Below are 19,578 nucleotides of genomic sequence, written 5' to 3' on the forward strand. Positions count from 1 at the left end.
ATAATATAAAATTTCTCCTCTATTATTAAAGGCTTTTGGCTACAATTTTGTATGGCAAAGAAAAATAAGAAAAACTCAAAAATAAACCAAAAAATAAGAAAATATTTTGACGACGACCCATTTGACGTAGGAGTCGCAAGAGTAAGCACGCACACGCTAAGCGAGATGTTTACGACACTTGGAATGTATGATATCGATCAGAGCAAAGATATGCTTGTGAAGTTGGCAAGAATGTTGTGGAGCGAGGGGAACGGAGATTTTCGCTCTGACATTTTAAACTTTTTTGCAAGCGAGGGCAAGGTTTATAAATCAACTACTCCAAAAGAGCCCAATTTGGACAGAGAAGATAAGATAGATGTGCTCATAGGCGAACTTGATGTCACACATGAAGAGGCAGCGCTTCTGCATGAATCGTTTGCAGATGTCAGAAGCAAAAAGATTACCATTGAGAAGATGGAGTCAAAACTCCGCCACATCAGGTACAACCTCAAAAAAGAGAGCGTTGAGAAGAGGGTTGACGCTTTTTTTGACATTGACGACTCTTTGGAGTTTAATGCTTCGCTTCACTATGTTTTGTATGGACAGAGCTTTCACAAGATACTCACGCTTAACACAAAAGTCTACGAGTATGAGTATCTACAAGAGTGTGATGAAGCGCAGCTTATAGATGAGATACTGGAAGAAAAAGAGAGAGTCAGAGCAAAAAAACAAAAAGAGATAGAGGCTTTTATAAAAAAGCTCAAAGATCCGCATCCGTACTTGAGCCAAAAAGAGATAGTAGGCGCACTTCGAGCAACTCCGCCAAAGACAAAGGTCTCATACCCGCTTTTAAAAGAGAGTATTCTGCTGGGCATTATCTCAAAAGAGCTAGGAGATGTGGAGATAGAGCTTCACGAGGAGGAGCTTTTAGTAAGAGTGAAAGAGAGTCTGCAGTTGCCATACAGCAAAAAGAGCCAAGAGTACACTTTGGAGCTGCATATAGAGCTTAACTCTCTTTTGGAGGATATTTGGAGTGCGAACGAGCTTGATTTCAGCGACGTTGTAAATGAGTCAAAAAGAGAGCATGAAGAGCAGTCTTTGAGTGATCTAGCGGCTCTTGCAGAGGAGTGTAACTCATACGCCGCTCTGCTTCATCTAACTCCTGAAGCGCTTTATGCCAAAATCTACGATGTGCTTTTAGAGCTGCTGAGCGCATCTCTTAATATCTCTTCAAAAATCGCGCGAAAAAGCGTGAGACGGTTTGTACATAATATACACGATGCGATACTTAAAAAACAGAGATACGAACTCTTGGCGCGCACAATAAGAGAGTTTAAAAACCTTTTCCCGCTAGCACGCGACATGAGAAGAAAGCTAACTCTTCACATAGGCCCGACAAACAGCGGAAAGACTTATCAGGCGATGAAAAAGCTAAAAAATGCCGACACAGGGTACTATCTTGCACCGCTTAGACTTCTCGCACTTGAGGGGTATGAGGAGTTAAGGGAGAGCGGAGTTGAAGCCTCTTTGATAACCGGCGAGGAGCAGATTCTCAGCGAAGAAGCAACACACATCAGCTCAACCATCGAGATGGTAAACTTTGATGTGGATGTAGATGTCTGCGTTATCGATGAGGTGCAGATGATAGATGACCGTGACCGCGGCTGGGCATGGGCAAATGCCATCATAGGCGCACCCGCAAAAGAGATCATTATGACGGGTTCGCCAAACGCAAAAAATGCGGTTATAGCACTTGCCGAGTATCTGGGCGAAGAGCTTGAAATTGTAGAGTTTGAGAGAAAAAATCCGCTCACGTTATTGAATGAGCCTACTCATGAAAAGGACGTAGAGCCTAGCACTGCGATCATCGCTTTTAGCAGAAAAGATGTGCTAAAACTAAAACAGATATTTTCAAAATATTTCAGCGTTAGCGTAGTTTACGGCAATCTCTCCCCAGAGGTAAGGCGTGAAGAGGCAAGAAGATTTCGTGCAGGCGAGACGCAGATACTGGTTGCCACCGATGCCATTGCCATGGGGCTAAATATGCCCATAAAAACCATACTCTTCTCAAAAGCAGAGAAGTTTGACGGCGTAAGCGATAGAAGCCTGCTTCCAAGCGAGATCCATCAGATCTCGGGTCGTGCGGGAAGATTTGGTCTGCATGAGAACGGTTATGTCGGAGCGCTTAGCGGCGATGTTTTAAATGTGATAAAGAAGAATTTTCATAAAGAGGCAAAAGCGATAACCATCCCTTTTAAAGTTATGGCAAATCTTGACCATATAAAGCTTGTGGGAAGTATTTTGGAAGAGAAGTCGCTTCATGAGATACTAAAGTTTTTTGCAAAAAATATGGAGTTTGACGGTCCTTTTATCGCCACAAATCTGGATGATATGCTTGAAGTATCCGTTTTGGTGGACAGTTATGATCTTGACATCGCTACAAAGTACCATCTGGCATGCGCGCCGCTAACTCTCAAATCGCCATATATCATCTCAGCGTATGAGAGTTACTTGGGGGCGCTTGAGAAGAAGATGCCTATTCCCTACATCGCTCCGCCGCTAAGCGGAAGTTATGCACAGACGACGGATGAGCTTCTGCGCGCCGAAGATATGGTAAAGGAGATTTCGCTCTATCTCTGGTTGAGCTACAGGTTTAGCGACTACTTTGTAGATGCAGGCAGAGCCAGAGCCGCAAGAGGGGTTTTAAACAAGTTTATAGAAAACTCGCTTCAGCAGAGCCAGCTTGCCACAAAGTGCAGAATGTGCAACGCACCGCTGCCGCCAAACTCCCCTTACGGCATCTGCCAGTCATGCTTTAAGAAAAACTACGCAGGACGAGGGATAAGCAATAGAGGGTATAGGAAGAGGTAGCGCGTTTATGCCTTTAGCAGCTCTTTGAGCGGCGAAGGCTCTTTTTCCTGCATATTGTTGAGCATGGTCATCATAAAGGTGTCAAGCTTTACAGAATTTACATCTTTGGCATTTTTCAGCTCATCTTGCATCTTCTCTCTCATCTCTTCGATAAGGTTCTTTTTGAACTCATCTACAAGTTTCGCTATCTTCTCCATGGCTTCGGGAGAGTCGCCCATCTCTTCTATGAGCTTCTGTTTATACTCCTCTACCATCTTGTCTATCTTCTCTTGATTCAGATCAGCCAAGAATTTAGCGGCTCCTTTTGTGCGCAGGTCATTTAAAAATTTCTCTACCGCAATGTTCTCCTCGCTTTGAGTTTGCGTATTTTGAGTTTTGTCTCCATTGTAAGATGCATCAAAAGCGTTCCAAAATGCCGTTATGCTCTCTTTTGCTTCGAGAGATGTATACCCTCCGTTTTGAGGATTTAGCATATTGTCAACTCTACTCTTCAGGTAGTTGTAGTCCATATTAGTCGGAGTATAGGGCTTGTTGTTTATAAGCGCATCCAAGCGTGCAGGGTCAAATGTAAGCGTCATCGCCATAAGTTTATCTTTGTCGCTAAGAGAGTTCATAGCCGAAATATACGCCTCTTGAACATCGGCAGGCATATTCATGGGAACGGGCAATATATGCTTACCGATTCCAACCTCCGCAGTTCCGTTGCCGTCAAAATCATACTGCTCATTGTCATGCATGAGTAGGTTGTATGCGCCCTCGGCAGAGAGCGAGTTTACATTGATAGAATCTGCAAGACCAGAGTATTTTTGAAGTGTTCTTAGTTCACTTTGAGAGAGTGACTCCAAAAAGTTTTTGGCATTTGAGAGTTTGACATCTTGCTCTTGCGCTTTTGCGTAGATAAGCTCAAAACTCTCGGCAAAAGGAGCCTGATAATCCCTGCGCCCTTGTGTTGTTTGGTAGTTTTTCATTACATTTAAATAGCTTTGATAAGCGGCAGAAGTCTCCATAACCACTCCTTTATAGTTTTAATGATATAAAACAAGCAAAAACAGTTCCGACAAAATATGATACTGTTTTAGCGAGTAATCTTTTTCTGATTTGGAATGTGCAGAGAAGTAAAGCCCTGCATGAGTTTTATCCAACCGCGACCGAGTGAAACAACTCCTTCTTTTTCAAGATTTTTTAAAATTCTGCTTATTACCTCTCTTGAGGTTCCTAAAATAGTTGCTATCTGCTCATGGGTCGTATGTATTGTGCCTCTTCCTTGTACAAAAAGCCAATTTAGCACTCTTTGGTCCATTCTTTTAAAACGAAGCTCTTCAACAAGCTGAAATATCTCTCCGAGTCTTTGTGCACAAAATGCAACTTTAAACTCTCTGTAGGCGGGAGAATTTTCAACAAGCCATTGCATAGTTTTTGTAGGAACTAACCATCCTGTTATACTCTCATCTACAATTGCTGTTGCAGTCGCTGGAGTTTGAGAAATAGTGCTCAGCGTATTGACGAGGCACTGCTCCCCTGGGGTTATATAGTACAGTGTGATCTCCCCTTTGCCTATTTCGTCGGAGTGTAAAAAAACTTTGACTGAACCTTTTTCTAAAAATAAAATTCCATCATTTATATCGCCTTGATAATAGAGAAACGAGCCGACTCCAGCAGAGACTATTTTGGCATCTTCTTGTACTTTTTGTATGGCATGTGGTTCTAAGGATTTAAAAAACTGATACTCTTGAAGTTGCATAATTGCCCTTAAGTTGAAATAACATGATATGAAAAATCATATCATGTTTTGAAGTAGGAGTTACTGTCTTAGAAAACTAAAAAGTCATCGCTTGTGTGTTTGGAACGTAAAGCGCACCTGCTAAATTAGCAGGAGAAGAAACACCTACGCCATCGACCATATCACTATTCTTAATGCCGCCAAGTTTTACAAAGCCTTCACAAATCATAACTTTACCGCCTTTTTTTATGAGTTGTGTTATCCACTCTTGTGCAGAACTTCCTGCAAATTTTTCGTGATTTCCGTCTTTGAGTGCAAAATCGACTGCTTCTGCGGAGACAAAAACTGTACTTTGGATTCCTGCATCTTGCATTGCATTTGCAACCGCTAAGCCAAAACCTGATTTTACTATAGAACTATCCGTGATTGTTACGACTATTTTTTTCGTATTTTTACTCTCGTTTGTATCTGCATTTACACTTGATACCAATAAAAAGACTCCAAGGATTCCTGCAACTAATTTTTTGAGGTTCATTTCAACCCTCCTAAGATAATTTTGCATTTTTTGATGCATGTGAGAATTGTAGAAAATTTGAGAACTTTGTTGTGTGACTCTTATCACATAATCTCTCTTAAAAATTTGGCATAGTTCATAGTCAATTAAGCATACGGTAAAAATGAGCAGCATTACTATAAATGTGAAAAAGTGGTGCAGATTTTGCTCTTTTAGCATGTAGAGTCTTAATTATAAAAATAGGGAGATGAATGATGATAATCAATAATTTACAAACCGGATATAATGCATATAACTCTAATTTACAAAACCAGACTTTAGATCCTAAATATGCTGAATCAACAACAGAGAGATCTAAAAAAACAGACAGAGTGACTATTTCCGATGAAGCAAAACAACTACTTAAAACAAGTGAAAATACTACATCTCAAAGTACTGATACACTTCCCGTTGAAGCTTATTCTCTTCCTTCTTGGTTTCAAGATTATATTGTGCCTTCAAATGAAATCGGTGAAATAAATTACGATTTTTGGAATTTCGTTGGAACATTAACAAATGACAATATGCTAGCCGGTGATGAAAAATCGCAAATAAAAGAGTACCTTCAAAAAGACTCTAAACATCAACAGAGCTTAGCTAATGATAAATTTATAACAGAGCATAAAACGGAGATAGAGAGTTATGGCTCTTTACTAGAGAACTATTTTCAAGAAGCCCTCCAAGAAAATGGAGTCATATCAAACCAAGACTACTATAACAAAGTTATTTTAGACAAAGAAAGTAGTGAAATTATCCATCAAAATATGGCAAAAAAAATTGAAAGTGACCGTAGGATACAAGAGCTAATGAATATTTTAGGAGTGAAATGAACTTCAAAAAAGTCGTATGATAACCCTTTATAGTTTTAATGATATACAACAAGCAAAAACGGTTCCGATAAAATATGATACTATAAACTGATTTGTGTTACTATTTTTTAGCATAAATGGGGGGATAGATGAAATCAACATATAGCTATTTTAATCCGCTGACGAGCGAGAATCTTGATATGTGGAACGAGCTCGAAGGATCGGAGGGAAATATTTTCTATATTACACTTGCCGAGGATGAGATCACGGGAGATTATACAAGACTCACACTCTTTAAAGACGGCTATGACTCTCAAAAGTTCGGCGCAAAGAGCCACGACTACCCCGAAGAGATATTTGTTGTAAAAGGTCGGCTCTACGACAAGGCATTTGGTATATGGCTAGAAGAGGGGCATTACGCCAGCCGACCGCCGTTTGAGCTACATGGTCCGTTTGTTGCCGATGGTGATGTAGTGATATTTGAGATCTCAAATGTGAGTCAAAGGGTGCAAGGAGGGAAGGAGTGAACTTTGCCTATCCATTTGATAAAACAGCACGTATATATCGTATCGCTGACAAGATGTTTGCGCTTACGGCGGCTAGAGAGTCTTTGGCAGTAAAGCTGATGAGAAGAAAAAACTTTAGGTAGTAAAGATAGTTTAAAATAGTATATGACATTGTGAAGCTATCTTTTCAAAGGCATATGTAGTACAAATTTTAGATATTGCTTTTAATAACACTCTAGGAGAAAAAATGAATCTAAAGATCTACCAGATCGACGCATTTGCTAAAACCGTTTTTGAGGGAAATCCTGCGGCGGTTGTGCCGCTTGAAGCGTGGCTTGACGATACGTTAATGCAAAAGATCGCGATGGAAAATAATCTATCTGAGACGGCGTACCTTGTCAAGGAGAAGGCGTACTACCGCATTCGTTGGTTTACCCCTTTGACAGAGGTAGATATGTGCGGACATGCCACGCTTTCAAGTGCTTTTGTGCTTTTTGAGTCAAAAAGTGGCTTACTTCGGGTACGAAAAGATGGTGAACGCTACGTGATGGATTTTCCTGCTCAAAAGCTTATCCCATGTGAAACTCCGCGTGCTTTGAAAGAGGCTTTTTCGCAAGAGATCATGGCAGGTTACGCCGTGAAATATCTTGAGGGAGTGATACAGCTATGAAAACCGTTCTCTTTGAAAACTGCGTTGTTACACCGAGCAAAGTGGTCTGTATCGGGCGCAACTACGTCGAACATATACACGAACTGGGCAATGAGATACCAGAAAATCTTGTCGTATTCAACAAGCCAAATTCAAGTGTCAGCGACATGCTCTTTTTTATCAGCGAGGATACGAGGTTTGAGGGGGAGATATGTTTTTTGATTGAAAAAGGAAATATTGCGGGCGTAGGGTTTGGGCTCGATCTCACCAAAGCAGATACCCAAAACAGCCTTAAAGCCAAAGGCTTGCCATGGGAGCGTGCCAAAGCGTTTGATAGTTCAGCGGTGCTGGGGCATTTTGTCGCTTTTAACGGCGATATTACGAAGTTGCGGTTTGAACTTTTTATTAACGACACGTTACGGCAGTTTGCGACTTATGATCTGATGATCTACAAACCCGACGTGATGCTGAGAGAGATCGCTTCATTTATGAGTTTTGAAGACGGTGATATAATCATGAGCGGCACGCCAAAAGGGGTGGCAACCTATAAAATAGGCGATCTTTTTGAGGGAAAAATCTATTGCAACGAAGAACTTTTGGTCGTTTCAAAGTGGGAAGTTAAAGAGAATAAAAAATAAAGGAGTTTACAATGGGCAAACGATACGAGAAGCTCAGCCAAGAGGATAGAGCGTTTATAGATGCTCAGCATCTCTTTTTCATAGCAAGTGCAAGCAACAACGGTGAAGTGAACCTGAGTCCTAGAGGGTATGACTGTTTTAGGGTTATCGGGGAGAATGAGGCGATCTTTATGGATTATGCGGGCAGCGGTAACCGTACTGCACGTGATATTGAGGCAGGCGGCGAGGTTACGGTGCTTTTTGTGTCGTTTGAAAAGCAGCCTCTTAATCTGCGTCTTTTTTGCAAAGGTGAGCTTATCGACAAACATGACGATTACGCACGCTCACTTTTTGAAGGTAGCGATTTTTCAGGTATGCGCCGTTTTGTGAAGCTTCATATCTACTGTGTAGAGCATAGCTGTGGTATGAGCATGCCTTACTATGAGTTTAAGGGCGAGCGAAACGATTTGCGTGAGTGGTGTCAAGACTCAGATGAAGAGAGGCGTTTGGAGGGTTATATGCAAAAAAATCATACACCGCCTGATCTGAGCAAATACAAAAAATAGTAGTATGTTTAATCTTAGTTTTTATGTAAGAGGTGCACAAAATGAACTTTGCTGAGTTAGATACCTATTTGCTCTCTAAAAATGGAGCTACTTTTGACTATCCGTTTGATAAAACGGTGCGGGTCTATCGTGTCGCCGACAAAATGTTTGCACTTACGGCGGATGAAGAGCCGCTATCCATAAACCTAAAATGCTACCCCATTTACGCCCTAGAACTTCGCTCTTTGTATGATTCTGTAAAAGGCGGCTACCATATGAACAAAAAACATTGGAACACCGTAAGGCTCGGCGGCGATGTGGATGATGCGCTTTTAAAAGAGCTAATCGACCACTCTTATGAGCTTGTTTACGGTAAACTTACCAAAAAACAAAAAGAGTCACTCGGACAATAAAAGGAATCTCCATGGATAAAATCAAAAAAAACACTGTCGTGTCAATGCTTATAAAGTTAGAAGATGAAGAGGGCAACATCATTGATGAGAGTGAGGAGCTTATGTATATTCACGGCGGCTATAATCAAATCTTTAAAAAGCTAGAAGATGAGCTTGAGGGGAAAAAAGCAGGTGATACTTTTCATGTTACGCTCACTCCGACAGAAGCGTTTGGAGAGTACGATGAGACTTTGGTTTTAAAAGAACTGCTGGATGATCTGCCTGATGATATATATGTAGGTGCAGAACTTGACGGCGAAGAGGAAGATGTCATTTATGTAGTTGAGAGCATAGAAAAAAAACATGCAGTCCTCAACGCAAATCATGAACTAGCAGGCATCCCGCTCGTAGCAAGCGGCAAGATATTAGAGATAGAACAGCTCTCGGATGAAGCTGCAGAAGAGCTGCTTAAGGCGGAGCATGGAGTGGTAACTTAAATTCAATGCATTAATGGAGCAGTATTCAAACCTTAAAGAGTATAAAGTTTTTTATGGATTTATGCAAATGAAGGTTTTTAGAGAATTAACTGGTATTCAGTGGTCAATGAGTTTTGAATAATAAAGTGATTAAAAGTTAAAGAATAACTCTAATAAAATGCAAAATATAAAGTGCAGTTTTATCAAAGCAGATGAAAGAGTTTTAAAAATTAAGATAGTGCTTGGCATGTGAAAATAAGAAATAAAATATATGACAAATAGCCATATATTTTATGACTCTCAACTTTTCTTGCTAATATATTTGTAATTATTTGATTTTTGGAGTGTAAAATGATAGAAAAAGAGCTTATTCACAGCTTGACTCAAAATTTTGAAGATTTTGTAAATAAAACAGATGATGGTGTCGAGTTTTGGTTGGCGAGAGACTTGCAACATCTGCTTGGTTATACAGAATGGCGTAATTTTCAAAATGCTATCTTAAAAGCAAAAACGGCTTGTGAAGTCTCGGGTCAAAATATTGCAGACCATTTTGTTGACGTTAACAAAATGGTTGAAATAGGTTCTGGTGCAAAAAAAGAAGTCGATGACATTATGCTTACTCGTTATGCGTGTTATCTCATAGCTCAAAACGGTGACAGCAAAAAAGAGCAGATTGCTTTTGCCCAAACTTACTTTGCCCTTCAAACACGAAAAGCCGAACTTGTTGAACAAAGGCTGCTGGAAAACGAGAGGGTGGAAGCTAGAGCTAAATTAGCTCAAACAGAAAAAGAACTATCAAAAGTAATATATGAGCAAACAGGAGGCAATAATGATTTTGCATATATTAGAAGCAAAGGCGATCAGGCACTTTTCAACCGTACAACGGCACAGATGAAAGAGAGATGGAATATTAAAAACAAACCTTTAGCCGATTTTATGCCGACTATATTGCTAAAAGCAAAAGATTTTGCAACGGAAATAACCATCTACAATGCAAAAGAAAAGAATATGAAAAGTGAGAATCAAATCTCAAATGAACATGTAACTAACAATAAAGCAGTACGAGAAACCCTCATCTCTCGCGGAATTGTTCCTGAAAATGTAAAACCTGAAGAAGACATCAAAAAAGTAGAGAGGAAACTTGCTAGTGAGAAGAAAAAAACTTTAAATGGCAAGGATAAATTAAAGTAAAACATTAGTAAGGAAAAAAATGGTTTCAGCAAAATATCTTCATCAGGTTCAATCCCTTTTGCTCTCTGGTTTTATGAGTTTTATCATGTCGGGAGCGATCACATTTATTAACCTAGGGTGGGTGGATGATTTCGTCTCAATTTGGATACATGCATGGCTGGTAGCTTATGTTATTGCATTTCCTACCATACTGCTTGTATTTCCCTTTGCCCGTAAGCTTGCTATGAAAATAGCGTCAAAGTAAAAAAATGTATAAACTGCTTATTGTATTTATGTTGATTTTGCCGCTATCTGATAAAGAACCAAATTTTGGCAAGTATGACGGAAGTGCGGTTATCTTAGATTTGAACAGTTTAGAAAAAAAAATTTTTGGAAGCAGAGCGGATGAGAGACTTAGTCCATGTTCAACTTTTAAGATCTTAAACTCAATGATCGCTCTTGATAGCAAAGCGATTAAAGATGAAGATGAGATCATAGAGTGGGATGGATTGAGGCGAGAGTATGAAGCATGGAACCGCGATCACTCAATGCGCTCTGCCATAGCCGTATCTACAGTATGGTTTTATCAAGAGTTGGCACGGCGCATTGGTGAGGATCAGATGAGTAGGAGCGTAAAAGCTATAAAATATGGAAACATGGATATTTCAAGTTCGTTGGATGGCTTTTGGCTTGGCGGCGGAAGTATAAAAATATCGCTAAATGAACAAGTAGATTTTATGGCAGCACTTGCTAAAAATGAGTTGCCGTTTTCGCCTCGCGCCATGAATATTACAAAAGATATTATGACTTTACAAGAGCAGGGGGAGTATAAATTGGCGGCAAAAACAGGAAGCTGCGCCGGAGCTGGTTGGTTTGTGGGTTTTGTGCAAAATAGTGATAACACTACTGTTTTTGCTTTTAATATCAAGGGCGATGGCGCAAACGGGCTAGAGGCAAAAAGAGTTGCACTAGAGTATTTAAAAAGATGATTTTACTAAAAAGCAAATTTAAAACAAAAGATAGTAGTATGTTAAATCACACTCATATCATCCAAGGTCGTTGATGTTTAAAAAGTACTATTTTCAGTTTTTCTTACTTGCACTTGCATTTGTGGTCTTTTACAGCGACGACTACAAGATCATCATCGCCGGTGTCGCTATATTTTTGGTCGGTATGCTTTTTATGGAGGATGGCTTTAAGCTCTTTAGCGGTGGGGTGCTTGAGAGGGTGTTGCAAGTCAGTACGGACACTCTGCCAAAAGCTATAGGTACGGGGTTTGTAGCAACTGCCATTATGCAGAGCTCCTCTTTGGTCTCTGTCATCATCATCTCATTTTTAAGTGCGGAGCTTATTACGCTAAGTGGCGCAATTGGGGTGATCTTCGGTTCAAATATCGGCTCAACTACGACGGCTTGGATAGTCTCTGCTTTTGGTGTAAAGATAGATATAGCTACTTATGCGATGCCTATGATAATCTTTGGCGCAGTGCTTAAGTTTGCCCAGTCCAAGAGTTATCAGGGGGTGGGAAAGATACTTCTTGGGCTGGGATTTGTTTTTCTTGGTATCGATTACATGAAAGACGGTTTTGAGGTTCTGCAAAAGACACTTGATATCTCAAAGTTCGCTGTTGAGGGCTATTTTGGTGCTTTGGTATATATCTCGCTTGGTATAGTTGCAACAGTTATTATGCAGTCTAGCAGTGCCACTATGGCGCTTATCATCACCGCTCTTGCAGCAAATCAGATCATCTACATCAATGCGATCGAACTGGCAATAGGTGCAAATATAGGCACTACCATCACGGCGGCTCTTGGCGCCATCTCATCAAACTCAAACGGTAAGAGAGTCGCGGTTGCGCACTTCATTTTTAACATCATAACGGCATCATTTGCAATACTCTTCCTCTACCCGCTTAGCGATTTAACGGCATTTTTGGCTTTAAAAGTCGGCATTGCAGATGGTGACTATGCTATGAAGCTTGCACTTTTTCACACTATCTTCAATCTCATCGGTGTTATGATGGTATCTCCTTTTACGCACAGGCTCGTGAAGTATTTGGAGACACTTTTTATAGAGGTAAATATCTATGCGCTAAAACCGCTCTATCTTGACAATGTCGTCATCAACGTCCCGGACGCAGCGATCGAATCCATAAAAAAAGAGATAATTCACCTCTATAACAGCGCTATTGAAGCTATCTCGCACTCAATGTTCCTGCACCGTCACGAGTTTATAGGCTCTAAAGACATTGAGGGGGTTGTAAAGAGCTCCGAGATAAGTATAAATACAGATGTAAACGAGTTCTATGCGAGCAAGATAAAATCGCTATACGGCGAGATCATCCACTATGCAACGCTTTCTCAGGAGAACATGAACGAAGATGACCAGAACAGGGTGTATGATCTAAAGCTTGCTTCGCGAGAGATAGTAGAGGCTCTAAAAAGTATGAGAGATCTGCAAAAAAACATCTTTTACTACTCCAAGTCTAAGAACCAGTACATTAAAGAGGAGTATGACAATCTAAGAGTCTATATAGCAAAGACGATCGATACCATAGAGAAGATAAAAGAGCATGATGACGAGCTGGATGTTATCTCTACTACGGAGCTTCTAAAAGAGAGCACAAAGGCGCTGGACAATATAAAAAACAGCAGGATAGATGCACTTATACGAGAGAGAAAGATTGACTCAAAGATGGCGACATCACTTATTAACGACAGCTCGTTTGCGTATGATGTAACACAAAAGTTGATACAAGTTGCTACAATATTGTGGATAAAGGATCCGGACATAAGAACATTGGGGGTAAAAGAATGAAGATAGATAAGGTATTTGAAGGGATAGAGAAGCTCTTCTTCAGCGAGATAAGTGATGAGAAAAAACAGCAGAAGCTAAGAGAGAAGCTTCACAAAAAGATAGAGCAGACAAAAAAAGAGATAAAGAGCGCAAAGGATGATGAGGAGGCTTCAGATCTAAGAGCCAAGCTCTACATCCTAAAAAAGCTTCTTGAGAGAGTTTAGCCTCTTTTAGAGACCCTCTTTAGGTTCTGAGAAGTAGTAGCCCTGAGAGTAGTCGATGCCCAGCTCTTTTACGATCTTGAATATCTCTTCGCTCTCTACATACTCGGCAATGGTTTTCATTCCAAGCTTCTTTGAGAACTCGACTATGGTCGATACAACCAAATATGCGTTCTCATCTTTGTCTATATTTTTTATAATAGAGCCGTCTATTTTTAGGTAGTCCGCTTTTAGTTTTATAAGATACTCAAAGTTGCTATAACCTGTTCCAAAGTCGTCGATGGCAATTTTACAGTTATACTTTTTGATCTCGCCGATAAAGTTCATAACGCCCTCAAAATTCTCCATATATTCAGACTCTACTATCTCAAAGACAACTCTTGAGCCTATGTCATATTTCTTTAGCATGGAGAGAATATATTTGGAGATTTTAGGCTCAAGTATATCTAGGATGGAGAGGTTTATGGAGAACTCGACATCTTTTTCTTTAAACATCTCAAACGCCTGATAAAGAACTGTTTTTGTAATGTCAAAGTACTGTCTTGTCTGTTTTGCAACGTCAAGGAAGAAGAAAGGAGATACTACCTTTGCTCCGTCTTTAATTCTTACTAGACACTCATACTTTTCATAAGAGAGGTCTGAATTTTTGACTATCGGCTGATAGTAGGTGATGATATTTTTCTCTTTTAGCGCATTTGAGAGTTTTCTTGTCCATGTGATATTGTTCTCATATTGGCGGTTCAAAGAGATCTCTTCACGGTAGACCAAGAAATCGACATTGCTTTTTTTAGCAACTTTAAGTGCCATGTTTGCGGTTGAGAGGAGGTACTCTTTGTCTTCAAAAGAGATACCGCAGGTACAAGAGATGAGCATATCTTTATCTTTTATAGTGAATTTCTCCTTTATGGCCGCTAATATCTGTTTGACCTTTTCTATCAAGAGCTCTTTTGAGTAGTCTATGGCTATGGCAATAAACTCATCGCCCTGAAGCCTATAAAATCTGAATTTTTCGTCTCGTAAAAAGAGGTTATATATTTTATTTGCGGTGAATTTTATTATCATGTCCCCAAACTGATGTCCGTAGAAGTCGTTTATCTGTCTGAAGTTGTCTATGTTAAATACCGCAACGGAGATGTTTTCAAGCTCCTGCATCTCGTAGTTAAGTCTAAATCTGTTTCCGCATCCTGTAAGCGGATCTGTTTTTGCGATGCGTTCAAACTCTTTTCTCTGCTCTACGATCTCGGTTATGTCAAATTTTATGACAAGATACTCTACGATCTCTTCGTTTAGATCTTTGATAGGCACTATCGTAGTTTTTGCCCAAAAATCTTTTCCGGATTTTGTTATGTTTCTTATTATGCCGTGCCAAATTTTACCGCTGGAAACCTCTTGCCAAACATCGCCAGACTCCTCTTTGGCAACCTCGCATTGACCCATTGCACTTTGACTCTTTCCAACAAGCTCATTAAGAGAGTAACCGCTTATCTCTAAAAACTTATCGTTTGCATAGGTAATATTTCCATATTTGTCTACCCTTGAGAGAATGGTGCTTGAGTCTATTGCCTTTTCATACTCCTTGGAGAGGTGCATGGAGAAGTCAAAGTTTTTTGTAGAGATTTTTAACTGGTTTTCAAAATATCTTGTTATCTCTTTTTGCTGTGTTATGTCGGTTCTCATCCCGATATACTCAACAACATTTCCATCACTATCTAAAATAGGGTTTATAATCGCTCTTAACCAGTGCGAAGAGCCGTCTTTAGAGAGATTTTTCATATCTCCGACCCAGGTCTTTTTTAAATCCTTTATTGTATGCCACAGATCGGTAAATACCTCTTTTTGCATATCTGGATGTCTCATAATGTTGTGTGACTTTCCGATAAGCTCCTCTTTGGAGTAGCCGCTAAGTTTGCAAAACTCTTCGTTTACGTATGTGATAATGCCCTCTGCATCCGTCTTTGAGACTATAAAAGTTCCATCCACCGTAGATTTGTACTGCTCTAAAAGAGCTTGCGAATTTCCATACTCTCTCTCTAAATTGTCGGCGGAGAAGAGGATCTTTCTCACTATAAGTATCATTAAAAATGTAACGACAATAGCAGAGATGATCAAAAATGCAATAAGAGTTACAAGTTTATAGGAGGTGAAATCGAGTTTATCGTTGATGAGTATTTTTACATCGTTAAAGAGTCTGTCTTCGACCTCTTTTAGAAGATTGATGGTCTGTGTAGATTTTTCAAACCAGTACGGAGGCTCTATTCCCAAATCTGCCGCATATCTGTTTTTGACGGCAATATTTATCATCCTAAATGTTTCATCTACCACTTCGCCCCTGTAAACATCGTAGTAAAAGTTAAGAATATCCATTGGTGCGGTTGTCTTAAAGTTGTTCGTTTCAAGGGAGTATATTCGTAGATCCTCTTTAAATGCGGTAAAAGGCTCATCTAAATACTCCTTGCTTGTAAAGAGTTCCACTAAAATAGCTCTGGTCTGCCCTAAAGACTCTTTTGCAGAGGAGAGGTAGCTGTATGCCTGTATGTAGTTTCTATTCTCCATATCGTCCATCTGTGCAGGAGTGGATTTTATAAGATCAAGGAAAAATGCGATATTTTTCGTATAGTAGGCTCTTGCGTTAATGGTTGAGAGACCGAGAAGATTGTCACTGTTTCTTGATTTTATCTTATCGAGATGAGCGAGAGTGTCCACATTGTTTCTGCAGACGGTGCAATCTGATATTATCTCTCTTGCATCTTCAAGAGCGCGGTTGAGGTTCTTTTTTGCCTCTAAGAGGTTCTCATTGTTCTCATCTAAGTTTCCGGCTGCAATAAGTCCGGAGGTAACACCTCGCTCTATCTGCATATAGTGTACTACTTTTGATATCGTCTCTGCTTCAAGTATATGATGTCTTGTAAACTCAAGATTTTTTTTGTCATCATATATCTCAAGCAAGATCATCGATGATAAGAGCATTACGAAAAATAGCGGAACTATCAGCAAAAAAAGCAGTCTCGCCTTTAAATCCAGTCTCATCCTTTAGAGTTCCTTGCGCCTTAATCTGCCGAAGCAAATAGAAATTATATGTATTGTAGCATATTTTATTTTTGTGATACTTGTGTGATACCTATATAGAGTAAATAATGTACTCAATCTCCTCTAAAAGTTGGCTTTTCTCTATGTTTGTTGAAGCTGCATATGCCATGGCGGCTCCAGCGCCCACACCCTCTTTCGCTTCTCCCTCATCATATTTTTTAAGTACAGGAATGGTTGCTTTTTCAAATGAAAAGGTTGTATATACCGCGTGCGGTTTGTAGCTAAGAAGCGATAGTATATGAGCTATATCGGAGTTTTCGTCCTTTGCTACCCATGAGGTAGTAGCAATAGTGATATTTTCATGCTTTACTCTCATCAAAACATCTTCTCTGAGTTTGTCGGCTATAAGCAGACATGCCGCCATCTGTGTTCCGCCTCCTAGAACCACATGAAATCTTCTTGAAGCACTCATAATAAAACCGGCGCAAAACAGAAGCATGTTGTCACTTACATGCGAGAGCTTCTCAAAGTTGCTCATCTCGTCGTTTATAAGTGATAGCGCCTTGTTTATCGTCTCGTCTCTTATGTTATTAGGCACATTGCAAAAGCTTGAAGAAAATTTATCTCTGCAATCATAACCGAGTGCAGCGGCAGTTGCGGAGGCAGTCGTCGTTCCGCCTGGAGTGCTCTCTCCCAAAATAAGATAGTTTCCTTTTAGTTCGTAACGCTCTCCCGCTTTTAAACCTTTTTCAAAAACAGCTCTTGCATCTATGTCCGCTCCCCCTGAAATGGAGCCTGATGGTGAAATATCAAAGTCGTGGCACAGAGAATTTTGAGGAGTTTTGCTAAGCCCCAAATCTAATATCTCTATAGAACTAAAGGGTGCGAGATTATGAACGGCTCTTGTAATAATTGCAGGAGTAGGCACGCCTGTTGGAGTCTCTGCAATTTCGTCCAAAGAGAAAACTCTCTGGTTGATGATAAACTCCGCATCAAGTGTGGGAGTGAGTGGAATCATACCAGGAATCCCCGCTTGCGTTATCCCCTCTATTTCGCAGGTCCTTGTAACAGAGGCAGCTAATAAAAAGTCCGCTTTGCCCTCTGGAAGTGTGTCCGGTTCGTTTGTAAATATGTTGTACGTGTTCATCAGTTCAGATCATCCTTATTGATAATGCCTTGAGAGAGCAGCTCTTTTATAACTATCTCCGTCATATCGCTTTTAAATTTAAACTCATAGCGTATATCCATAACATAAGCTTTTAGTTTCATCTCCAGATATGACCTGTTCTCATTCATCTTATTTGAAAAAAGCACGACAATAGGTTCATTAAGATAGACATATCTTGAGACTTGCGCCGCTTCAATGGCGATTTTACGGATCCTGTCCATAGGTGCATCTATGGGGAGCATAACTTTTGCAACTACTTGACAGTAGAGTTCGCCTGAGTTGGAGTTTGATACGTGCGTGTTCATAAGCTCCATATTTGGAACTACAACCATTGAATCATCGGGTGTTACAATGCGTGTCGCGCGAAGTCCGATATTTATAACCTCGCCGTAGTTATCACCCACCTCGATCTTATCTCCAACTTTAAAAGGGCGGTCAAAAAGAAGCATGATTCCTCCGAAAATGTTTTTCAGCAGATCCTGAGTTGCAAAACCGACTGCAATCGCTACGGAAGCAAGGGTTGTGAGAAGCATCTCTTTTGGAGGGTTGTATATTATTTTTATGATCGCTATTATAAAGAGCGTCCAAAGGGCGATTCTAAGGATAGGAACAAACCCTTTTATGGGTATTCTTGCTTTTGCGCTCTTCTCTGCAAAAAATTCCAACACTTTTGTCAAGAGAGTAATAAATATATAAGCAATAACAAAAAAGAGCAGCGTCCAAAGAATTTTAGAGAGAGAAAATATTACAAAAAAATCTATAGGGTCAACTTTAGATGAGACATCATCGGGCAGTATATCAACCGCAAATAGCATCTGTGCACAAAAAGTAAAAAGAAATAGAGTTATAAGTTTCATATCGGCGCTCCGTTTTAGTGGATATAATTTTTAGATGAGAGATAATCGTGCAGATGCTTGTAAATGGCAGGATTTATGTTGTATTTTTTGTGCGGCTGTATCAGCAACCCCTTCTCAAGCATAGGCATAAGCATCTTGCGGCACTCTTCAGGCGGTTCATTCATAACGATAGAGAAGTCATGCAAAGTAAGTCCGTCATGAAGCATGAGTGCTTGAAGTGCAAAGAGGGCTTCATAGGATAGGGTTTTGATAAAAGAGTAATCAAGATCGTCAATTCCTTTTACATAAACAACGCCTTCATCGATCTTCTCTATTGCGCGAATCCAGTAGAGCATAGCAAGAGAGATATTTCCGTTTGAGAGTTTGTGCAGCTGCTTAAAAAACCTCTCACTCAAAAATGTCTGTTTTTCATCATCTTCAAGTCTTTCAAAAGTCGTACTTTTTAGGCTCTCTTCTTTTTTGAGAAACTCAGTTTTTAGATTTTCATACTCATTTCGTTTAGAGATTATCCCTTGTATACTCTCTTGGCTGAGCGGCTCCATTACTATCTCGCTTGTAAAGTAGTTTGATATTGAGATTGTTTTGTCAAGATAGCTCCATGTTTCAGGTGTGAATACACCTACCCAGAGCACTTTTTTAGTAGTGTATGAGATAAGCTCAAATAGCATTTTTATAGCCTCAAATCCGCCTACTTTTTTCAAAAACATATGGTGAAGGTTCTCTAAAATGATTATCTTTGCGCTTTGGGTATCGTTTAGATGATCGATCAGCTCTTTGTTAGTAGTGATATTGTCACTGCCTAAGAGAGAGTTGAAGTAGTTGAAGTACTCATCTTGGGTAAATATCTTCTCGTGAAGCTCGCCTCTAATAGTCTCTGTTTGCGGGATCGTGTCTAAAAAAGCATCAAGCATAGATGTTACTCCACACCCTTTCTCCCCGACAATCGCACAGGTAACAAAACGGTTTTTCGTCCAGTTTGTAAAAGAGTTCTCAAGTTTTTGAAGCTCTTGAAGTCTGTTTACAAAAAAGTTAGCTCCTGCAGGAGCAAATTCATAGAGTTTTTTGTGGGTTTTTGGAAGTTCTTGAAGTGCGGATTCTGTCTCTTGCATAAATTCGGAGAGCTCAAAGGAGATAGGTGCTTTTTTGTCTACTATGCCCAGAGCCTTTTTTAACTGCTCAAACCTATTTTTTAAAAATTCTAAAATAGAACCCATTTTTCGGC

General features: G+C 39.9%; 21 protein-coding genes. 14 read left to right on the plus strand and 7 right to left on the minus strand.

Annotation, left to right across the window (positions count from 1 at the left end; translation table 11 throughout):
* Positions 1 to 51: 51 nt before the first annotated feature.
* Positions 52 to 2,850 carry a helicase-related protein gene (locus FCU45_RS00655; protein WP_137011266.1) on the plus strand — a complete coding sequence of 933 codons (2,799 nt, stop codon included), beginning with the start codon at positions 52 to 54 and terminating at the stop codon, positions 2,848 to 2,850.
* Positions 2,851 to 2,855: 5 nt separating this feature from the next.
* On the opposite strand, the gene FCU45_RS00660 is transcribed toward FCU45_RS00655, so the two are convergent.
* The 3 genes from FCU45_RS00660 to FCU45_RS00670 form a co-directional block, all read right to left on the minus strand.
* Positions 2,856 to 3,857 carry a hypothetical protein gene (locus tag FCU45_RS00660; protein ID WP_137011268.1) on the minus strand — a complete coding sequence of 334 codons (1,002 nt, stop codon included), beginning with the start codon at positions 3,855 to 3,857 and terminating at the stop codon, positions 2,856 to 2,858.
* A 68-nt stretch (positions 3,858 to 3,925) separates the two neighbouring features.
* Positions 3,926 to 4,591 carry a Crp/Fnr family transcriptional regulator gene (locus FCU45_RS00665; RefSeq protein ID WP_137011270.1) on the minus strand — a complete coding sequence of 222 codons (666 nt, stop codon included), beginning with the start codon at positions 4,589 to 4,591 and terminating at the stop codon, positions 3,926 to 3,928.
* 76 nt (positions 4,592 to 4,667) lie between these two features.
* On the minus strand, positions 4,668 to 5,105 hold the full coding sequence (locus FCU45_RS00670) for a DsrE family protein (RefSeq protein WP_170175805.1): 438 nt from the start codon (positions 5,103 to 5,105) through the stop codon (positions 4,668 to 4,670).
* A 230-nt stretch (positions 5,106 to 5,335) separates the two neighbouring features.
* Between FCU45_RS00670 and FCU45_RS00675 the strand changes: the two genes are divergently transcribed.
* From FCU45_RS00675 to FCU45_RS00730, 13 genes are all read left to right on the plus strand, one after another.
* Positions 5,336 to 5,953: a hypothetical protein gene (locus tag FCU45_RS00675; protein WP_137011274.1), complete on the plus strand. Its 618-nt coding sequence runs from the start codon at positions 5,336 to 5,338 to the stop codon at positions 5,951 to 5,953.
* A 128-nt stretch (positions 5,954 to 6,081) separates the two neighbouring features.
* Positions 6,082 to 6,459 carry a cupin domain-containing protein gene (locus FCU45_RS00680; protein WP_137011275.1) on the plus strand — a complete coding sequence of 126 codons (378 nt, stop codon included), beginning with the start codon at positions 6,082 to 6,084 and terminating at the stop codon, positions 6,457 to 6,459.
* The gene (locus FCU45_RS11765) at positions 6,456 to 6,581 is read left to right on the plus strand and encodes an MmcQ/YjbR family DNA-binding protein (RefSeq protein ID WP_281276862.1); all 126 of its coding nucleotides are present in this window, start codon (positions 6,456 to 6,458) and stop codon (positions 6,579 to 6,581) included. Before FCU45_RS00680 ends, FCU45_RS11765 begins: the two co-directional genes overlap by 4 nt.
* A 104-nt stretch (positions 6,582 to 6,685) precedes the next feature.
* Complete coding sequence (locus FCU45_RS00685) at positions 6,686 to 7,108, plus strand: PhzF family phenazine biosynthesis protein (RefSeq protein ID WP_137011277.1); 423 nt, start codon at positions 6,686 to 6,688, stop codon at positions 7,106 to 7,108.
* Positions 7,105 to 7,725 (plus strand): fumarylacetoacetate hydrolase family protein, encoded by a 621-nt coding sequence (locus tag FCU45_RS00690; RefSeq protein WP_137011279.1) that lies wholly within the window; start codon positions 7,105 to 7,107, stop codon positions 7,723 to 7,725. The genes FCU45_RS00685 and FCU45_RS00690 overlap by 4 nt, the downstream gene beginning before the upstream one ends.
* 11 nt (positions 7,726 to 7,736) lie before the next feature.
* Complete coding sequence (locus FCU45_RS00695) at positions 7,737 to 8,270, plus strand: pyridoxamine 5'-phosphate oxidase family protein (protein ID WP_137011281.1); 534 nt, start codon at positions 7,737 to 7,739, stop codon at positions 8,268 to 8,270.
* A gap of 41 nt (positions 8,271 to 8,311) precedes the next feature.
* Positions 8,312 to 8,662, plus strand: a complete 351-nt coding sequence (locus tag FCU45_RS00700) for an MmcQ/YjbR family DNA-binding protein (RefSeq protein ID WP_137011283.1) — start codon at positions 8,312 to 8,314, stop codon at positions 8,660 to 8,662.
* A gap of 11 nt (positions 8,663 to 8,673) precedes the next feature.
* Complete coding sequence (locus tag FCU45_RS11540; RefSeq protein ID WP_170175806.1) at positions 8,674 to 9,138, plus strand: FKBP-type peptidyl-prolyl cis-trans isomerase; 465 nt, start codon at positions 8,674 to 8,676, stop codon at positions 9,136 to 9,138.
* Positions 9,139 to 9,468: 330 nt separating this feature from the next.
* Complete coding sequence (dinD, locus tag FCU45_RS00710) at positions 9,469 to 10,308, plus strand: DNA damage-inducible protein D (protein WP_223175798.1); 840 nt, start codon at positions 9,469 to 9,471, stop codon at positions 10,306 to 10,308.
* Positions 10,309 to 10,327: 19 nt separating this feature from the next.
* Positions 10,328 to 10,552, plus strand: coding sequence for a DUF2798 domain-containing protein (locus FCU45_RS00715; RefSeq protein ID WP_137011285.1), 225 nt, complete (start codon positions 10,328 to 10,330; stop codon positions 10,550 to 10,552).
* A gap of 4 nt (positions 10,553 to 10,556) precedes the next feature.
* Positions 10,557 to 11,276 (plus strand): class D beta-lactamase, encoded by a 720-nt coding sequence (locus FCU45_RS00720; protein WP_137011287.1) that lies wholly within the window; start codon positions 10,557 to 10,559, stop codon positions 11,274 to 11,276.
* A 73-nt stretch (positions 11,277 to 11,349) separates the two neighbouring features.
* The gene (locus tag FCU45_RS00725) at positions 11,350 to 13,104 is read left to right on the plus strand and encodes a Na/Pi cotransporter family protein (protein ID WP_188109162.1); all 1,755 of its coding nucleotides are present in this window, start codon (positions 11,350 to 11,352) and stop codon (positions 13,102 to 13,104) included.
* Positions 13,101 to 13,307, plus strand: coding sequence for a hypothetical protein (locus FCU45_RS00730; RefSeq protein ID WP_137011291.1), 207 nt, complete (start codon positions 13,101 to 13,103; stop codon positions 13,305 to 13,307). Before FCU45_RS00725 ends, FCU45_RS00730 begins: the two co-directional genes overlap by 4 nt.
* Positions 13,308 to 13,313: 6 nt before the next feature.
* Here the strand turns inward: FCU45_RS00730 and FCU45_RS00735 are convergent, their stop codons facing one another.
* The 4 genes from FCU45_RS00735 to FCU45_RS00750 form a co-directional block, all read right to left on the minus strand.
* Entirely contained in the window at positions 13,314 to 16,331 is a 3,018-nt protein-coding gene (locus FCU45_RS00735) for an EAL domain-containing protein (RefSeq protein WP_137011293.1), read from the minus strand.
* A gap of 91 nt (positions 16,332 to 16,422) precedes the next feature.
* Positions 16,423 to 17,478 carry a nicotinate-nucleotide--dimethylbenzimidazole phosphoribosyltransferase gene (locus tag FCU45_RS00740; RefSeq protein WP_137011295.1) on the minus strand — a complete coding sequence of 352 codons (1,056 nt, stop codon included), beginning with the start codon at positions 17,476 to 17,478 and terminating at the stop codon, positions 16,423 to 16,425.
* A complete protein-coding gene (locus FCU45_RS00745; RefSeq protein WP_137011297.1) occupies positions 17,478 to 18,356 on the minus strand; it encodes a mechanosensitive ion channel family protein in 879 nt (292 codons plus the stop codon). The genes FCU45_RS00740 and FCU45_RS00745 overlap by 1 nt, the downstream gene beginning before the upstream one ends.
* A gap of 14 nt (positions 18,357 to 18,370) precedes the next feature.
* Positions 18,371 to 19,570 carry a P-loop NTPase family protein gene (locus tag FCU45_RS00750; RefSeq protein WP_137011299.1) on the minus strand — a complete coding sequence of 400 codons (1,200 nt, stop codon included), beginning with the start codon at positions 19,568 to 19,570 and terminating at the stop codon, positions 18,371 to 18,373.
* Between the last annotated feature and the right edge of the window lie 8 nt (positions 19,571 to 19,578).

Source organism: Sulfurimonas crateris (genome assembly GCF_005217605.1).
GTDB lineage: Bacteria > Campylobacterota > Campylobacteria > Campylobacterales > Sulfurimonadaceae > Sulfurimonas > Sulfurimonas crateris.